At 70.9% G+C, this 14683-nt stretch carries 15 protein-coding genes; 9 read left to right on the top strand and 6 right to left on the bottom strand.

Features of this window, described 5'->3' with window-relative positions; genetic code table 11:
* Positions 1-66: 66 nt before the first annotated feature.
* On the bottom strand, positions 67-1566 hold the full coding sequence (locus ACQP09_RS12310; RefSeq protein ID WP_433398390.1) for a peptide MFS transporter: 1500 nt from the start codon (positions 1564-1566) through the stop codon (positions 67-69).
* A 496-nt stretch (positions 1567-2062) separates the two neighbouring features.
* Here ACQP09_RS12310 and ACQP09_RS12305 point away from each other — a divergent pair, with 496 nt between their 5' ends.
* A complete protein-coding gene (locus ACQP09_RS12305; protein WP_404068710.1) occupies positions 2063-2740 on the top strand; it encodes a response regulator transcription factor in 678 nt (225 codons plus the stop codon).
* 63 nt (positions 2741-2803) lie between these two features.
* A complete protein-coding gene (locus tag ACQP09_RS12300; RefSeq protein ID WP_433398388.1) occupies positions 2804-4069 on the top strand; it encodes an ATP-binding protein in 1266 nt (421 codons plus the stop codon).
* Positions 4070-4103: 34 nt separating this feature from the next.
* Here the strand turns inward: ACQP09_RS12300 and ACQP09_RS12295 are convergent, their stop codons facing one another.
* Positions 4104-4637, bottom strand: a complete 534-nt coding sequence (locus ACQP09_RS12295; RefSeq protein ID WP_433398386.1) for a GtrA family protein — start codon at positions 4635-4637, stop codon at positions 4104-4106.
* A 162-nt stretch (positions 4638-4799) separates the two neighbouring features.
* Here ACQP09_RS12295 and ACQP09_RS12290 point away from each other — a divergent pair, with 162 nt between their 5' ends.
* The 3 genes from ACQP09_RS12290 to ACQP09_RS12280 are packed head-to-tail and all read left to right on the top strand — an operon-like array spanning position 4800 to position 7692.
* Positions 4800-5939, top strand: a complete 1140-nt coding sequence (locus tag ACQP09_RS12290; RefSeq protein ID WP_433398384.1) for a 5-(carboxyamino)imidazole ribonucleotide synthase — start codon at positions 4800-4802, stop codon at positions 5937-5939.
* The gene (gene purE, locus ACQP09_RS12285; protein ID WP_018515573.1) at positions 5936-6484 is read left to right on the top strand and encodes a 5-(carboxyamino)imidazole ribonucleotide mutase; all 549 of its coding nucleotides are present in this window, start codon (positions 5936-5938) and stop codon (positions 6482-6484) included. The genes ACQP09_RS12290 and purE overlap by 4 nt, the downstream gene beginning before the upstream one ends.
* Before the next feature lie 11 nt (positions 6485-6495).
* Positions 6496-7692, top strand: coding sequence for a dipeptidase (locus ACQP09_RS12280; RefSeq protein ID WP_433398382.1), 1197 nt, complete (start codon positions 6496-6498; stop codon positions 7690-7692).
* Here the strand turns inward: ACQP09_RS12280 and ACQP09_RS12275 are convergent.
* The 3 genes from ACQP09_RS12275 to ACQP09_RS12265 form a co-directional block, all read right to left on the bottom strand.
* Positions 7689-8867: a GDSL-type esterase/lipase family protein gene (locus ACQP09_RS12275; RefSeq protein ID WP_433398380.1), complete on the bottom strand. Its 1179-nt coding sequence runs from the start codon at positions 8865-8867 to the stop codon at positions 7689-7691. The genes ACQP09_RS12280 and ACQP09_RS12275 overlap by 4 nt on opposite strands.
* Positions 8868-8934: 67 nt before the next feature.
* Positions 8935-9300: a VOC family protein gene (locus tag ACQP09_RS12270; protein ID WP_433398378.1), complete on the bottom strand. Its 366-nt coding sequence runs from the start codon at positions 9298-9300 to the stop codon at positions 8935-8937.
* Positions 9301-9394: 94 nt separating this feature from the next.
* On the bottom strand, positions 9395-10738 hold the full coding sequence (locus tag ACQP09_RS12265) for a UDP-glucose dehydrogenase family protein (RefSeq protein ID WP_433398376.1): 1344 nt from the start codon (positions 10736-10738) through the stop codon (positions 9395-9397).
* A gap of 207 nt (positions 10739-10945) precedes the next feature.
* Between ACQP09_RS12265 and ACQP09_RS12260 the strand changes: the two genes are divergently transcribed.
* Positions 10946-12103, top strand: a complete 1158-nt coding sequence (locus tag ACQP09_RS12260; protein ID WP_433406564.1) for an acyl-CoA dehydrogenase family protein — start codon at positions 10946-10948, stop codon at positions 12101-12103.
* A 69-nt stretch (positions 12104-12172) separates the two neighbouring features.
* On the opposite strand, the gene ACQP09_RS12255 is transcribed toward ACQP09_RS12260, so the two are convergent.
* Positions 12173-12745: a dihydrofolate reductase family protein gene (locus ACQP09_RS12255; RefSeq protein WP_433398374.1), complete on the bottom strand. Its 573-nt coding sequence runs from the start codon at positions 12743-12745 to the stop codon at positions 12173-12175.
* 139 nt (positions 12746-12884) lie between these two features.
* On the opposite strand from ACQP09_RS12255, the gene ACQP09_RS12250 reads away from it, so the two are divergent.
* From ACQP09_RS12250 to ACQP09_RS12240, 3 genes are all read left to right on the top strand, one after another.
* A complete protein-coding gene (locus ACQP09_RS12250) occupies positions 12885-13355 on the top strand; it encodes a hypothetical protein (protein ID WP_433398372.1) in 471 nt (156 codons plus the stop codon).
* A 171-nt stretch (positions 13356-13526) separates the two neighbouring features.
* Complete coding sequence (locus ACQP09_RS12245; protein ID WP_433398371.1) at positions 13527-13958, top strand: hypothetical protein; 432 nt, start codon at positions 13527-13529, stop codon at positions 13956-13958.
* 29 nt (positions 13959-13987) lie between these two features.
* A complete protein-coding gene (locus tag ACQP09_RS12240; protein WP_433398369.1) occupies positions 13988-14650 on the top strand; it encodes a hypothetical protein in 663 nt (220 codons plus the stop codon).
* Positions 14651-14683 lie beyond the last annotated feature (33 nt).

Below are 14683 nucleotides of genomic sequence, written 5' to 3'. Positions count from 1 at the left end.
AACGGGTCCGCACGAACCTCTCGTGCGGACCCGTTCTGCGCGGCTGGACGACCAACCGCCGTGCGCCTACTTGACGCCGCCCATGAGCGCGCGGATCTTCCGTCCCGCCACCATGAACGCGAGGCCCGCGGCGACCGCCACGAGGGCCTGCAGCGTGTAGTACGCGGCGTCGCCCAGCGGCGCGTTGAGCTTCGTGGTCCAGCCGTTCAGGGCGTTGCCCGTCGACGTGGCCAGGAACCACAGGCCCATGATCTGGCCTACGAACATCTTCGGAGCCAACTTCGTGGACAGCGACAGGCCGACCGGCGAGAGGCACATCTCACCCATGGTCTGCGCCAGGTAGACGGCGAGCAGCCAGAAGACGGTGACCTTGCCGGTCTCACTGTTGGCCGCGGCGGCGCCCGCCAGGCCCATGATGCCGAAGGAACCACCGATGAGGAGCATCGCCAGGGCGAACTTCATCGGGGTGCTGGGCTCACGGTTGCGCTTGGCCAGCTTGACCCAGAGTGCGGCGAAGATCGGGGCCAGGATGATGACCATCGCGGGGTTGACCGACTGCAGCCAGGAGGCCGGGAACTCCCAGCCGCCGACGAAGCGGTCCGTCTTGTTGTCGGCGAAGATCGTCAGCAGCGAGCCGGACTGGTCGTAGATCATCCAGAAGAGGACGGCCGTGATGAAGAACCACACGTACGCCTTGATCTTCGGCCGGTCCTCGGCGGTCAGCGCCGGGTCGCGGAAGATCGTGATGAAGTAGATGATCGGCACGACGACACCCAGCACCGCCAGGACGTTGACGATGTGCTCGATGTTGTACGTACCCAGCGCGAGGTCGATGAGCAGCGCGGCGACCGCGAGGCCGGACCAGAGGGCGACCTTGCGCAGGACCTGCCTCCGCTCCTCCGGTGAGGCCGGCTTCGCGGGCAGCTTGCCGACGTCACCGAGGTGCTTGGCGCCGAGGACGTACTGGACGACCGCGAGGCTCATGCCGACGCCGGCGACACCGAAGCCGAGATGCCAGTTGACGTGCTCACCGAGGTAGCCGACGATCAGCGGCGCCGCGAGGCCACCGATGTTGATCGCCATGTAGAAGAGGGTGAAACCGGCGTCGCGGCGGGCGCTGGACTGGCCCTCGTAGAGCTCGCCCACCATCGCCGAGATGTTCGGCTTCAGCAGGCCGGTACCGACCGCGATCAGCGCGAGGCCGAAGAAGAACGCGATGTCGCTCGGGAGAGCGAGGGTGAAGTGGCCGAGCGCGATGACGATGCCACCGACCAGAACGGCCTTGCGGGCGCCCCAGAGGCGGTCGGCGACCCAGCCGCCGGGCATCGCGGCCATGTAGACGACGGCGTTGTACACACCGTAGATGGAGGCGGCCAGCGCCTCCTTGCCCTCCAGAGGGCCGTCGAGCACGGCGGCCACCAGGTACAGGGTGAGGATGGCCCGCATCCCGTACCAGGAGAAGCGTTCCCACATCTCCGTCATGAAGAGGGTGGCCATACCGCGGGGGTGGCCGAAGAAGGTCTTCTCGCCGGAACTGGCCGAGTCCTTCGTCAGGCTGGACGCCATGGTCGATCCTTGCTGGTCGGGACGCGCGCTCGCCTCGTGAGCGGTGCGCGCCCGGTGGGGGGTAGCCGGCACCGGCGCGGCCGCACCCCGTCCCCACGCCTGAGGGGGACTCGCCCCGGGGCCGGGCTCCGGTTCCGGAGCGTTCGGCGGCGGGGCGGGGAAGTGTCGCGTCGGGATCCACGCCCGGTGCGCGTTCTCTCGCTCCGGGCCCGGCTCACAGGTCATTCACTCAGGACGGGCCGGCGTGAACCGGCCCAGCACACAGAAGAGACCCTTGGCGCTCATGGCGGCCCAAAGGTCCTCCCTGTAGTGCAACAGGCGTCGGAACACCATACGACACGACACAGCGGGATATGGAAGGACTTGAGACATGGATCACAGGCAATAGTGGAACCAGACTCCCATATTCAAAGGTCCGTGTCCGGATTTCGACGGTGACCTGCAGGTGGTGGTGAGAGCCTCACCCGGGACGTCCCGGCCGGACTACCATCAGTCCATGACCCGTGTACTGCTCGCCGAGGACGACGCATCCATCTCGGAGCCACTGGCCCGCGCCCTGCGTCGGGAGGGTTACGAGGTCGAAGTCCGCCAGGACGGCCCGACGGCGCTCGACGCCGGACTCCAGGGCGGCATCGATCTCGTGGTCCTCGACCTCGGGCTGCCCGGGATGGACGGCCTCGAAGTCGCCCGCCGCCTCCGCGCCGACGGCCACACCGTGCCGATCCTGGTGCTGACGGCCCGCGCCGACGAGGTCGACACGGTGGTCGGTCTGGACGCCGGCGCCGACGACTACGTCACCAAGCCGTTCCGCCTCGCCGAGCTCCTCGCCCGGGTCCGCGCCCTGCTCCGCCGCGGCGCCACCGAGCCCGTCGCCCAGCCGGCCACCCACGGCGTCCGGATCGACGTCGAGTCGCACCGGGCCTGGATGGGCGAGGAGGAACTCCAGCTCACCGCCAAGGAGTTCGACCTCCTGCGGGTCCTCGTCCGGGACGCCGGCCGGGTCGTCACCCGCGACCAGCTGATGCGCGAGGTCTGGGACACCACTTGGTGGTCCTCCACCAAGACGCTCGACATGCACATCTCCTGGCTTCGCAAGAAGCTCGGCGACGACGCGGCCAATCCCCGCTACATCGCCACGGTCCGGGGCGTCGGCTTCCGGTTCGAGAAGAGCTGACGTACGAATCGGAGAAGAGCTGACGTACGAAGCACTCATGCACCTCGATGACGCGGGACGACGATGCGCCGCCGGCTGATCAACTCCACGCTCGCCGTGGTGCTCGTGGTCATCGCCGTCTTCGGCGTCTCCCTCGTCATCGTGGAGACGCGCACCATCAGCGCCAGCGCCCAGGAGAGCGTCGAATCCGAGGCGCTGCGGCTGATCAGCGTGGTCGACAGCCGGCTGCTCGGCGACGAGGTGATCAACTCCGGCGTGCTGTCCGAGCAGATCGACCCGTCCCGGTTCGCGCTGATCGAGATCCCGGGCCGCGCCCCGATCGCCGTCGGCGAGCGCCCCACCGGCAGCGTCCTGCGCGCCGTCGAGACCGGTGAGCAGGGCGAGAAGGTCACCGTCGAGGAGTCCCGCTCGTCCGTCACCCGCGAGGTCGGCCGCACGCTCCTGATCATCGGCGCGGTGGCGCTCCTCGCGATCATCTCGGCCGTGCTCCTCGCCGTACGCCAGGCCAACCGGCTCGCCTCCCCGCTCACCGACCTCGCCGAGACCGCCGAACGCCTGGGCTCCGGCGACCCGCGCCCGCGCCACAAGCGGTACGGCGTACCGGAGCTGGACCGGGTCGCCGACGTCCTGGACTCCTCCGCCGAGCGGATCGCCCGGATGCTGACCGCCGAGCGGCGGCTCGCGGCGGACGCCTCGCACCAGCTCCGTACGCCGCTCACCGCGCTCTCCATGCGGCTGGAGGAGATCTCGGTGACCGACGACCCGGATACGGTGAAGGAGGAGGCGAACATCGCGCTGACCCAGGTCGAGCGCCTCACCGACGTCGTCGAGCGGCTGCTGACCAACTCCCGCGACCCGCGCACCGGCTCCGCCGTCGTCTTCGACCTGGACGAGGTCATCAAGCAGCAGATCGAAGAGTGGCGTCCCGCCTACCGCTCCACCGGCCGCGCGCTGGTCTGCTCGGGCAAGCACGGTCTGCGGGCGGTCGGCACCCCGGGCGCGGTCGCCCAGGTCCTGGCGGCGCTGATCGAGAACTCGCTGATGCACGGCGGCGGCACGGTCGCGCTCCGCACCCGCGTCACCGGCAACCAGGTCGTCATCGAGGTCACCGACGAGGGCCCCGGCGTCCCGGCCGAGCTGGGCGCGCGGATCTTCGAGCGGACGATCAGCGGCCGCAACTCCACCGGCATCGGCCTGGCCGTCGCCCGGGACCTCGCGGAGGCGGACGGCGGCCGGCTGGAACTGCTCCAGCAGCACCCGGCGGTCTTCGCGCTCTTCCTCAGCCGCATCCCGCTGGACCGCAGGGACCCGGAGCGCCCGGTGCGCTGAGCGGTGTCACGAGCCCCTGATACGGCCCGGGGGATCAGTTCCGTACGGGATCGGGTTCTACGGTCTCCGCCGACCGCCGCTGCTCCAGAAACCGCTCCGCAGGGCGCGGGGCCTCCTCGTCGGCCGGGGGCTCCGCGGGAAGGGCCTTGAAGACCCACGTCCGGTAGGACCAGAAGCGGAAGAGGGTCGCGATCCCGATGCCGAGGATCTTGAAGACGTTGCTCTGGACCGGGGTGTTCCAGTCGAAGCCGTACGTCGCCAGGTACAGCACGCCGTTCTCGATCACCGCGCCCGCCGCGCTGAACAGCACGAAGAGGGACAGTTCACGGGTCCGGCCGGTCTTGTCGCGGTCCCGGTAGGTCCAGTAGCGGAAGCCCACGTAGTTGCAGAGGATGGCGACGAAGGTCGCCAGCACGCTCGCCCGGACGACCTGGAGATCCGTGGTGTGCCGGAGCAGGTTGAAGACGGCGATGTTGACCAGCAGCCCCACCGCACCGACCGCGCCGAACTTGGCGACCTCCCGGGCCAGCAGATCAAGCCGGGTCCGCAGTGCGCCCCGTTCGCTCATGGTGATCGCTCAGTCCGTCCGTTCGGGGGCGTCGACGGTTCCGTCAACTCCGCCATGCTAACCAGCCCTCCCGTGTGACGGGCCGGGGACGGCCGGGAGCCCGCCGGAGGCGGCACCCGGACGGCGTCCCGGCCGCCCCGGCGCGCCCGATACCCTGGGGGTGTGACGTTCCCGGTAGTCGGCATGGTCGGCGGCGGTCAGCTCGCCCGTATGACCCACGAGGCGGGCATCCCCCTCGGCCTGAAATTCAAGCTCCTCAGTGACACGCCCCAGGACTCGGCGGCCCAGGTGGTCAGCGAGGTCGTCATCGGCGACTATCGCGACCTGGACACGCTGCGCGCCTTCGCGCAGGGTTGCGACGTGATCACCTTCGACCACGAGCACGTGCCCACCGAGCACCTGCGGGCCCTGGAGGCGGACGGCATCCCCGTCCGCCCCGGCCCCGATGCCCTGGTGCACGCGCAGGACAAGGGGGTGATGCGCGCGAAGCTCACGGAGATCGGCGCGCCCTGTCCCCGTAACCGCATCGTCAGCGACCCGGCCGACGCCGCCGCGTTCGCGCAGGAGGTCGGCGGCTTCCCGGTCATCCTCAAGACCGTGCGCGGCGGGTACGACGGCAAGGGCGTGTGGGTGGTCCGCTCCGAGGCGGACGCGGCCGATCCGTTCCGCGCCGGGGTCCCGGTCCTCGCGGAGGAGAAGGTCGACTTCGTACGGGAGCTGGCGGCCAACATCGTCCGCTCGCCGCACGGCCAGGCCGTCGCCTACCCGGTGGTCGAGTCGATCCAGGTCGACGGGGTCTGCGACACGGTGATCGCCCCCGCCCCGGATCTCTCCGAGGAGCTGGCCGGCGAGGCCCAGCAGCTCGCGCTCCGCATCGCCGCCGAGCTGGACGTCGTCGGCCACCTGGCCGTCGAGCTGTTCGAGACCCGTGACGGCCGGATTCTGGTCAACGAGCTGGCGATGCGCCCGCACAACTCGGGCCACTGGACCCAGGACGGCGCGATCACCTCCCAGTTCGCCAACCACGTACGGGCGGTCCTCGACCTTCCCCTCGGCGACCCGCGCCCGCGCGCCCCCTGGACGGTCATGTGCAACGTCCTGGGCGGCGACTACCCGGACATGTACCAGGCGTACCTGCACTGCATGGCCCGCGACCCGCAGCTCAAGATCCACATGTACGGAAAGGACGTGAAGCCCGGCCGCAAGGTCGGCCACGTCAACACCTACGGCGATGACCTGGCGGACGTGCGGGAGCGCGCCCGGCACGCGGCCGACTACCTGCGAGGAACGATCACCGAATGACTTCCCCCGGCACCGGATCCCCCGCCGCCCCCCTCGTCGGCATCGTGATGGGCTCGGACTCCGACTGGCCCGTCATGGAGGCGGCGGCCAAGGCGCTCGACGAGTTCGAGATCCCGTACGAGGTCGACGTCGTCTCCGCCCACCGCATGGTGCACGAGATGATCGCGTACGGCGAGGACGCGGCCGGCCGCGGCCTGAAGGCGATCGTCGCGGGCGCGGGCGGCGCGGCCGCGCTCCCCGGAATGCTGGCCTCGGTCACCCCGCTGCCGGTCATCGGCGTCCCGGTGCCGCTGAAGTACCTGGACGGCATGGACAGCCTGCTCTCCATCGTCCAGATGCCCGCCGGGGTCCCCGTCGCCACCGTCTCGGTCGGCGGCGCGCGCAACGCGGGCCTGCTGGCCGCCCGGATCCTGGCCGCGCACGACCCGGCGCTCCAGGAGCGGATGCAGGAATTCCTGTCCGAGCTGAACGCCCAGGCCACCGAGAAGGGCAAGCGCCTGCGCTCCAAGGTCCAGGGCTCGGACTCCTTCGGCTTCGGAAAGTAGGGGCGGCTTTCATGGACCATCTCGCCCGCGCCCACGAGCTCCTCGCCGCCCACCCCATCGTCGATGGCCACAACGACCTCCCCTGGGCCCTGCGCGAGCAGGTCGGCTACGACCTGGACGCCCGGGACATCGCCGCCGACCAGCGCGGCCTGCTCCACACCGACCTGGCCCGGCTGCGGGCCGGCGGGGTCGGCGGCCAGTTCTGGTCGGTGTACGTCCGCACCGACCTGACCGGTGACGCGGCGGTCAGCGCCACGCTGGAACAGATCGACGTCGTCGCCGAGCTGATCGCCCGCTACCCGACCCACCTGCGGCGCGCGCTCACCGCCGACGACCTGGAGAAGGCCCGCGCCGAGGGCCGTATCGCCTCCCTGATGGGCGCCGAGGGCGGCCACTCCATCAACAACTCGCTGGGCACCCTGCGCGCCCTGTACGAGCTGGGCGTCCGCTACATGACGCTCACCCACAACGACAACATCGACTGGGCCGACAGCGCCACCGACCTGCGCCGCCTCGGCGGCCTCTCCGCCTTCGGCCACGAGGTCGTCCGCGAGATGAACCGCATCGGCATGCTGGTCGACCTCAGCCACGTGGCGGACGGCGTCATGCGCGACGCGATCGCCACCAGCACCGCGCCGGTGATCTTCTCGCACTCCTCGGCCCGCGCCGTCTGCGACCACCCGCGCAACATCCCCGACGACGTGCTGGCGGCGCTGCCGGCCAACGGCGGGGTCGCGATGGCGACCTTCGTCCCGAAGTTCGTGCTGCCCGCCGCCGTCGCCTGGACCCAGGCCGCCGACCGCAACATGCGCGAACACGGCCTGCACCACCTGGACACCACCCCGCAGGCGATGCGCATCCACGAGGACTTCGAGGCGGCCCACCCCCGCCCGCAGGCCACCGTGGCGACCATCGCCGACCACCTCGACCACATGCGCGAGGTCGCGGGCGTCGACCACATCGGCATCGGCGGTGACTACGACGGAACGGCGTTCACGCCGTACGGCCTGGAGGACGTCTCCGGCTACCCGAACCTGATCGCCGAGCTGCTCCGCCGTAACTGGTCCGAGGGCGAGCTCGCCAAGCTGACCTGGCAGAACGCCGTACGGGTGCTGCGCGACGCGGAAGCCGTGGCCCGCGACGAGCAGTCCACGCGCGGCCCGTCCCACGCGACGATCGAGGAGCTGGACGGGCCGCGCCTGCGTTAGGGCGCGGCGGCGAACGGTCCCCCCGGGCCGAAGGCGTACGTCCCGAAGCGCTCGCCCATCCGGCGGTGGGCGGCCGGGCCCGGGTGGAGCCGGTCGGGCAGCGGCAGCTCGGCGGAGTCGGCCTCGCCGTACAGGGTGCGGCCGTCCAGGTAGTGCAGGGCCGGGTCCTCGGCCGCCCGCTCCGCCACGATCCGGGCGAGCTCCGCCCGTACGGTCCGCAGGGTCAGCTTCCCGAGAGCCGCCTCCGCCGGGTCGCCCAACGCGGCGAACTCCACCCGCCCGTCCGCGATGTCCGGCGCGGCGGGTCCGGGGGTGTCCTCCTGGGCGGGGCAGAGGATCGGCGAGACCACCAGCAGGGGCGTGGTGGGGTGGCCCTCGCGGAGGGTGTCGAGGAACCCGTGCACGGCCGGGCCGAAGGCGCGCAGCCGCATCAGGTCGTGGTTCACGACGTTGATGCCGATCTTGATGCTGAGCAGGTCGGCGGGGGTGTCCCGCAGGGCGCGCGCGGTGAACGGATCGAGCAGGGCGCTGCCGCCGAGCCCCAGATTGATCAGCTCCACGCCTCCCGCCGCGGCCGCCAGCGCGGGCCAGGCGGTGGCCGAGCTCTCGGCGGCCGACCCCTGGCTGATCGAACTCCCGTGGTGCAGCCACACCCGCCGTCCGCCCGGCTCCACGGCCGCGACGGGCGCGTCGGTGCGCAGGGCCATCAGCTCGGTGGTCTCGCTGTACGGCAGCCAGATCTCGACGTCCTTCTCCCGCCCGGCCAGCCCGTCGAACCGGACCGTACCGATCCGCCCCGGGAACGTCTCCCGGGACCCGTCGCTCAGGTCCACCACCACCAGATCGCCGCCGCCCGCCGTGGCCCGCCCGGCCGGCTCACCGTCGACGAACAGGTCGTACGCGCCGTCCGGACGGGGCGGGACACCGCGGTAGCCGACCACCGTACGCAGGACGTCCAGCTCGACGGCGGTGGCCCGGGTGCGGAACACCACCCGTACGCCGGAGGGCTGCGACTCGGCCTGGGCCACCTGCGGGTCGCCGCCGGACTGGGCCCGGGCGCGGGCGGGCAGCCGGTGCGGGAGGAGGCCGCCGCGCGCGGTGCGCTCCAGGTCGAGCGCGCCGCGCACGAGGGCGTCGGTGAGGGGGGTGGCGGTCAGGCCAGGGGAGTGGTCCATGGTGTCCAGCCTGTCCACCGAGGCGCGATCTAGCAGGCGCAGAGACAGCTGACACACGCGGCGACCGCTAACAGGCGCAGAGGCAGAACGGATGCCCGGCCGGATCGGCGTACACCCGGAAGGACCGCTTCCGGTCCTCCGTGTCCAGCGGCCGCGCCCCCAGCGCCAGCACCTCCCGCTCCGCCGCGTCCAGATCCTCCACGGTCAGGTCCAGGTGGAACTGCTGGGAGCCGTCGGTCCGGGGCCACTGCGGCGGTACGAAGCCGGGCGCGGCCTGGAACGCGAGCGGCGTGCCCGGGGCGTCGACGAGATCGACCCAGCGGCTGTCGCTGTCGCCCTTGACGGTGCCGCCGATGACGGCGGCGTAGAAACGGGCGAGCGCGACGGGGTCGGGACAGTCGAGCACTACGGCGCCGAGTGTGGCGATGGGCATGACGCATACCTCCCGGTGGTTACCGCCCTGTTGCGGTACGGAGAGACGCTTACCCCGTACCGCCGCCGGGAGTGCGGCCATTCAGGCGGCGGGCTCAGGCCTTCGGCCGCCCCATCGCCCGGTACGTCCACCCGGCATCCCGCCACACCGCACTGTCCAGGGCGTTCCGCCCGTCCAGGATGATCCGCCGGGACACCGCCTCACCGAGCGCCGCCGGGTCCAGCTCGCGGAACTCGCGCCACTCCGTCAGGTGCAGCACCACATCCGCGCCGCGCACGGCCTCCAGCGCGGAGTCGGCGTACCCGAGCGTCGGGAAGAGCCGGCGGGCGTTCTCCATCCCCTTCGGGTCGAAGACGGTCACCTGGCCGCCCTGGAGGTGGATCTGCCCGGCGACGTTGAGCGCGGGGGAGTCGCGTACGTCGTCGGAGTCCGGCTTGAACGCGGCGCCGAGCACGCCCACCCGCGTACCGAGGAACGAACCGCCGCCCACGGCCTCCCGGGCCAGCTCGACCATGTGGCCGCGGCGGCGCATGTTGATGGAGTCGACCTCGCGGAGGAAGGTGAGCGCCTGGTCCGCGCCCAGCTCGCCGGCGCGCGCCATGAAGGCCCGGATGTCCTTGGGCAGGCAGCCGCCGCCGAAGCCGATCCCGGCCCGCAGAAACTTCTTCCCGATGCGGTCGTCGTACCCGATGGCCTCGGCGAGCTTCACGACGTCCCCGTCGGCGGCCTCGCAGACCTCGGCCATGGCGTTGATGAAGGAGATCTTGGTGGCGAGGAAGGAGTTGGCGGAGGTCTTCACCAGCTCGGCGGTCGGGAAGTCCGTCACCACGAACGGGGACCCCTCCGCGACCGGCCCGGCGTACACCTCGCGGAGCAGCTTCTCGGCCCGCTCGCTCTCCACGCCGACCACGATCCGGTCGGGGTGCAGGGTGTCGTTGACGGCGAAGCCCTCGCGCAGGAACTCCGGGTTCCAGGCCAGCTCGGCGTCGGCGCCCGCCGGGGCCAGCTCCGCGAGGCGGGCGGCGAGGCGGGCGGCGGAGCCGACGGGCACGGTGGACTTGCCGACGACGAGGGCGGGCCGGGTGATATGCGGGGCGAGCGCGTCGAAGGCACTGTCCACATAACTCATGTCACAGGCGTACTCGCCGTGCTTCTGCGGGGTGTTCACACAGACGAAGTGGACGTCACCGAACTCCCCGACCTCCTCCCAGGAGGTGGTGAAGCGCAGCCGCCCGGTCGACCCGGGGATACCGTCGACATGCCGCTGAAGCATCTCCTCGAGCCCCGGCTCGTACATCGGCACGCGCCCGGTGGACAGCAGCTCGATCTTCTCCGGTACGACGTCGAGCCCGAGGACCTCGAATCCCAGCTCGGCCATGGCGGCGGCATGGGTGGCGCCGAGATAGCCGGTGCCGATCACAGTGATCCTGAGGGCCATGGGTGCTCCTGGAAGGTACGGACGGACGTGCGAACCGAGCATAGTCGCGGCGGGTGGCCCCGCCTTTCCTCACCTGATCCGCCGCTTACCTCCCGTTCTGCCCGACCCCTGTCACGAAGCTCACGTGGCACTCACGTATGCCGTCCCGGGGCTTCCGCACTAAAATTGAGTTACTTAACGGTAGTTAGCATCTGGGGAGTGAGCGTCTTGGCGGGTTCGACCGATTTCGACCTGTACCGTCCGGCCGAGGAGCACGACATGCTCCGCGACACCATCCGTGCGCTCGCCGAGACGAAGATCGCCCCCTTCGCCACCGCGGTCGACGAGGAGGCCCGCTTCCCGCAGGAGGCGCTGGACGCCCTGGTCGCCTCGGACCTGCACGCCGTCCACGTCCCGGAGGAGTACGGCGGCGCCGGCGCCGACGCGCTCGCCACGGTCATCGTGATCGAGGAGGTGGCCCGCGCCTGCGCCTCCTCCTCGCTGATCCCGGCCGTCAACAAGCTCGGCTCGCTCCCGGTGATCCTCTCCGGCTCCGAGGAGCTGAAGCGCAAGTACCTGGGCCCGCTGGCCAAGGGCGACGCGATGTTCTCGTACGCGCTCTCCGAGCCGGACGCCGGCTCCGACGCGGCGGGCATGAAGACCAAGGCCGTGCGCGACGGTGACTTCTGGGTCCTCAACGGAGTGAAGCGCTGGATCACCAACGCGGGCGTCTCCGAGTACTACACGGTCATGGCGGTCACCGACCCCACCAAGCGGTCCAAGGGCATCTCGGCGTTCGTCGTGGAGAAGTCCGACGAGGGCGTCTCCTTCGGCGCCCCGGAGAAGAAGCTCGGCATCAAGGGCTCCCCGACCCGCGAGGTCTACCTCGACAACGTCCGCATCCCCGCCGACCGCATGATCGGCGAGGAGGGTACGGGCTTCGCCACGGCGATGAAGACCCTGGACCACACCCGCATCACCATCGCGGCCCAGGCCCTCGGCATCGCCCAAGGCGCGCTGGACTACGCCAAGGGGTACGTCCAGGAGCGCAAGCAGTTCGGCAAGCCGATCGCGGACTTCCAGGGCATCCAGTTCATGCTCGCCGACATGGCGATGAAGCTGGAGGCGGCCCGCCAGCTCACCTACTCGGCCGCCGCCAAGTCCGAGCGCGTCGACGGCGACCTGACCTTCTTCGGCGCCGCGGCCAAGTGCTTCGCCTCCGACGTGGCCATGGAGGTCACCACGGACGCGGTCCAGCTCCTCGGCGGCTACGGCTACACCCGTGACTACCCGGTCGAGCGCATGATGCGCGACGCCAAGATCACCCAGATCTACGAGGGCACGAACCAGGTCCAGCGCATCGTGATGGCGCGCAACCTGCCGTAACGCCTCTCGCTGTCCCTGCGGCCCCCGGTGCGTGATGCCGGGGGCCGTACGTGTGGCCCGGTCGGGGCGTCAGCGCACGACATCGAACACGTTCTTCTGGATCCCGTTCGCGTACGCCTCGTACTCGACCAGCTTCAGCTTCTGGGCGTCCTTGTCGCTCGCGCTGAACAGCCGCTTGCCCGCGCCGAGCAGGAGCGGGAAGACGAGCAGGTGGTAGCGGTCGATCAGCCCGGCGTCGGACAGGCTGTGGTTCAGGCCGATGCTGCCGTGGACGATGACCGGTCCGCCCTCGGTCTCCTTGAGGGCGGCGACCTCGTCGAGCGAGCGCAGAATGGTCGTGTCGCCCCAGTCGGAGACCAGGTCGTCCTCCTTGAGGGTGGTGGAGACGACGTACTTCGGCATCACCTTGTACTGCCCGAACTCCTCCATCCCCGGCCACACCGAGCTGAACGCCTCGTAGCTGGCCCGGCCCAGCATCAGCGCGCCGGCCTCCTCCTGCTCCCGGCCCTTGATCTCGTACGCCTCCGGGAGGAACTCCATGTCCTTGAAGGTCCACCCGGAGTTCCGGTAGCCGGGCTCGCCGCCCGGGGCTTCCATGACGCCGTCGAGAGAGACGAAGGCGGTGCTGATCAGCGTGCGCATCAGGGGCTCCTGGATTTCTCGTACGGGCGCTTCGTGTGAGCATCGGCTCTTACGGACGTACTGACCGTGCGCCCCGCCGAAACTCATCGGTCCGGTCGGCCCCATCCATCCGGACCCACGGCCGGTACCCTCCCACCTCATGACCGAACTCGACAGGCTCACCGCCCTCTTCCGCGCCCTGGGAGCGGACGACGACGCGCCGGACTGGGCGGAGTCCGAGGCCGAGGAGGGGCTGCCGCAGCTCGCCCGCTACCGGTTCCTGCGGACGGTGTGGCAGGACGTCGACGCCTGGACCACGGAGGCGCCCCGCTGGGTGTCCGCCTACCGCAGCGACGGCGTGGCGGCCGGAGCCGTCGACCGGGCCCTCGCGGCCGGGCTCACGCCTGAGGACCTCGGCGAGCTGGCCCGCGAGGTGGCCCGGGAGACCGCGTTCGGGGTGCTGTACGCCCTGGCCGACCCGGCGGACGGCTCGCTGCCCGCCGAGGTGGAGGAGCAGTTGCCGGGCTGGCGGCTGGCGGAGCTGGACTCGGCGGGGGAGCCGACGGGCCGTCATCTGGAGGCCCTGCACGAGGACTTCGCCGGCCTCGAACCGAAGGGGATCGTGCCGTAGCCGGGACCGTGTGCGGCTGTGGTCGGCGGGCTTGAGCCGGGTGCGGTCATCACGCGTCGTGCGCCCGAGGGTTGCGCCCACGCGCCGCCCTGTGCGACTGCCTCCTCGTCATGGCGGACGGACAGCCTGAGGAGCCCGTCGTTCGTGCACGGCCGACCCCAGGGAGCCACCATGTTCCGGTACGCATCCGCACCCCGTCTTCGCACGGCCGCCGTCGCCGCGTGTCTCACCGCGACCCTGGCGGTGACCGCGCCCGCCGCAGGCGCCGCGCCTGCCGCCGTACAGGGCACCAAGTCCGTGCAGTTGCAGTGGGCCTCGGCCTGGCCGGCCGATCCGCCGTTCCGCAGCGGCGTCCTCACGGTCGGCGGCGTGTACACGTGCACCGAACCGGCCGGTACCAGCGTGGCTGTCTCCTTCAACGCCCTCCAGATCCTGCCCCTGGCCATGCCCTCCGGCTCCGGCACCCTGCCCTGCGGGCCGGGGGTGATCGACGCGCCCTGGGAGCTGGCCAGCTTCCCCAATGCCGACGTGCACAGCGGCTGGACCAACGTCCTGCTCACCTTCGACGGGCAGAGCCTGCCTTCCCAGGAGTTCACCGCCTGAGACGTGGGTCCCGGCCATGGGGAACCGCCGTGGGGAACCAGGGGCTCGGGGCCGTACGTCCCCCGTACATGCTGATCTTCCTGGGGATACTCTTCGCCGTCGCGCCCGCCGTCGTCTGGATGACGCTCGCCCGCACCCGCCCCATCGGCTTGGCGATCGGCGGGACGCTGCTCGCCGGAGCCGGTCTGCTGATCGGTGTCCAGCGGGGCTGGATCGACGTCCCCGGACCCGACGCCCATCTCCTGTTCACGGCTCTCGCGCCCCTGCTCATCGCCTGCGGCGTGCGACGGGAAGCACGGCACGGGAACCCCCCACCCCCGCGATGGACCCTCCGCCGCAACGGAGCGATCGGCTTCCTGGCGACCCAGTTCGCCCTCACCCTCCTGGTCGGCCTCGGGTACGCGCTGCTGCTCAGCGAAGGCTCGGACGCCCCGCCGTCCAAGGCCCTCCCCGTATTGCCGCCCGGCATCAGCATCGCCGACGAAGGCATCGGCTGCGGTTCCGGCGGCTGCTACCGCGAGGCGACGGTCACCAGCGAGGACGGCTTGTCCCGCCCGGATATCATCCGCGAACTGGGCCTCCAGCAGGAGAACTGTCGCGCCAGCGGCTGGCTGCTCGACTGGAGAGACGTCTGCGTCGGAGCCAGGGACAACGGCAGGAATGTCATCGTCTACGCCGCCTGGGGATATTGAGGGGCTGCGCGACAGAAGGGCTGCCGAACAGAG

The organism is Streptomyces sp. CA-146814, from assembly GCF_050942385.1.
Taxonomy (GTDB): domain Bacteria; phylum Actinomycetota; class Actinomycetes; order Streptomycetales; family Streptomycetaceae; genus Streptomyces.
Note: the sequence above shows the minus strand (reverse complement) of the source record. Positions and strands in the feature narration are given on the sequence as shown.

What these genes read in the sequence shown, in the direction of transcription:
- ACQP09_RS12310 (WP_433398390.1), bottom strand. Translation starts at nt 1,566, where the DNA reads ATGGCGTCCAGCCTGACGAAGGACTCGGCCAGTTCCGGCGAGAAGACC.
- ACQP09_RS12305 (WP_404068710.1), top strand. Translation starts at nt 2,063, where the DNA reads ATGACCCGTGTACTGCTCGCCGAGGACGACGCATCCATCTCGGAGCCA.
- ACQP09_RS12300 (WP_433398388.1), top strand. Translation starts at nt 2,804, where the DNA reads ATGCGCCGCCGGCTGATCAACTCCACGCTCGCCGTGGTGCTCGTGGTC.
- ACQP09_RS12295 (WP_433398386.1), bottom strand. Translation starts at nt 4,637, where the DNA reads ATGAGCGAACGGGGCGCACTGCGGACCCGGCTTGATCTGCTGGCCCGG.
- purE (WP_018515573.1), top strand. Translation starts at nt 5,936, where the DNA reads ATGACTTCCCCCGGCACCGGATCCCCCGCCGCCCCCCTCGTCGGCATC.
- ACQP09_RS12280 (WP_433398382.1), top strand. Translation starts at nt 6,496, where the DNA reads ATGGACCATCTCGCCCGCGCCCACGAGCTCCTCGCCGCCCACCCCATC.
- ACQP09_RS12275 (WP_433398380.1), bottom strand. Translation starts at nt 8,867, where the DNA reads ATGGACCACTCCCCTGGCCTGACCGCCACCCCCCTCACCGACGCCCTC.
- ACQP09_RS12270 (WP_433398378.1), bottom strand. Translation starts at nt 9,300, where the DNA reads ATGCCCATCGCCACACTCGGCGCCGTAGTGCTCGACTGTCCCGACCCC.
- ACQP09_RS12265 (WP_433398376.1), bottom strand. Translation starts at nt 10,738, where the DNA reads ATGGCCCTCAGGATCACTGTGATCGGCACCGGCTATCTCGGCGCCACC.
- ACQP09_RS12255 (WP_433398374.1), bottom strand. Translation starts at nt 12,745, where the DNA reads ATGCGCACGCTGATCAGCACCGCCTTCGTCTCTCTCGACGGCGTCATG.
- ACQP09_RS12250 (WP_433398372.1), top strand. Translation starts at nt 12,885, where the DNA reads ATGACCGAACTCGACAGGCTCACCGCCCTCTTCCGCGCCCTGGGAGCG.
- ACQP09_RS12245 (WP_433398371.1), top strand. Translation starts at nt 13,527, where the DNA reads ATGTTCCGGTACGCATCCGCACCCCGTCTTCGCACGGCCGCCGTCGCC.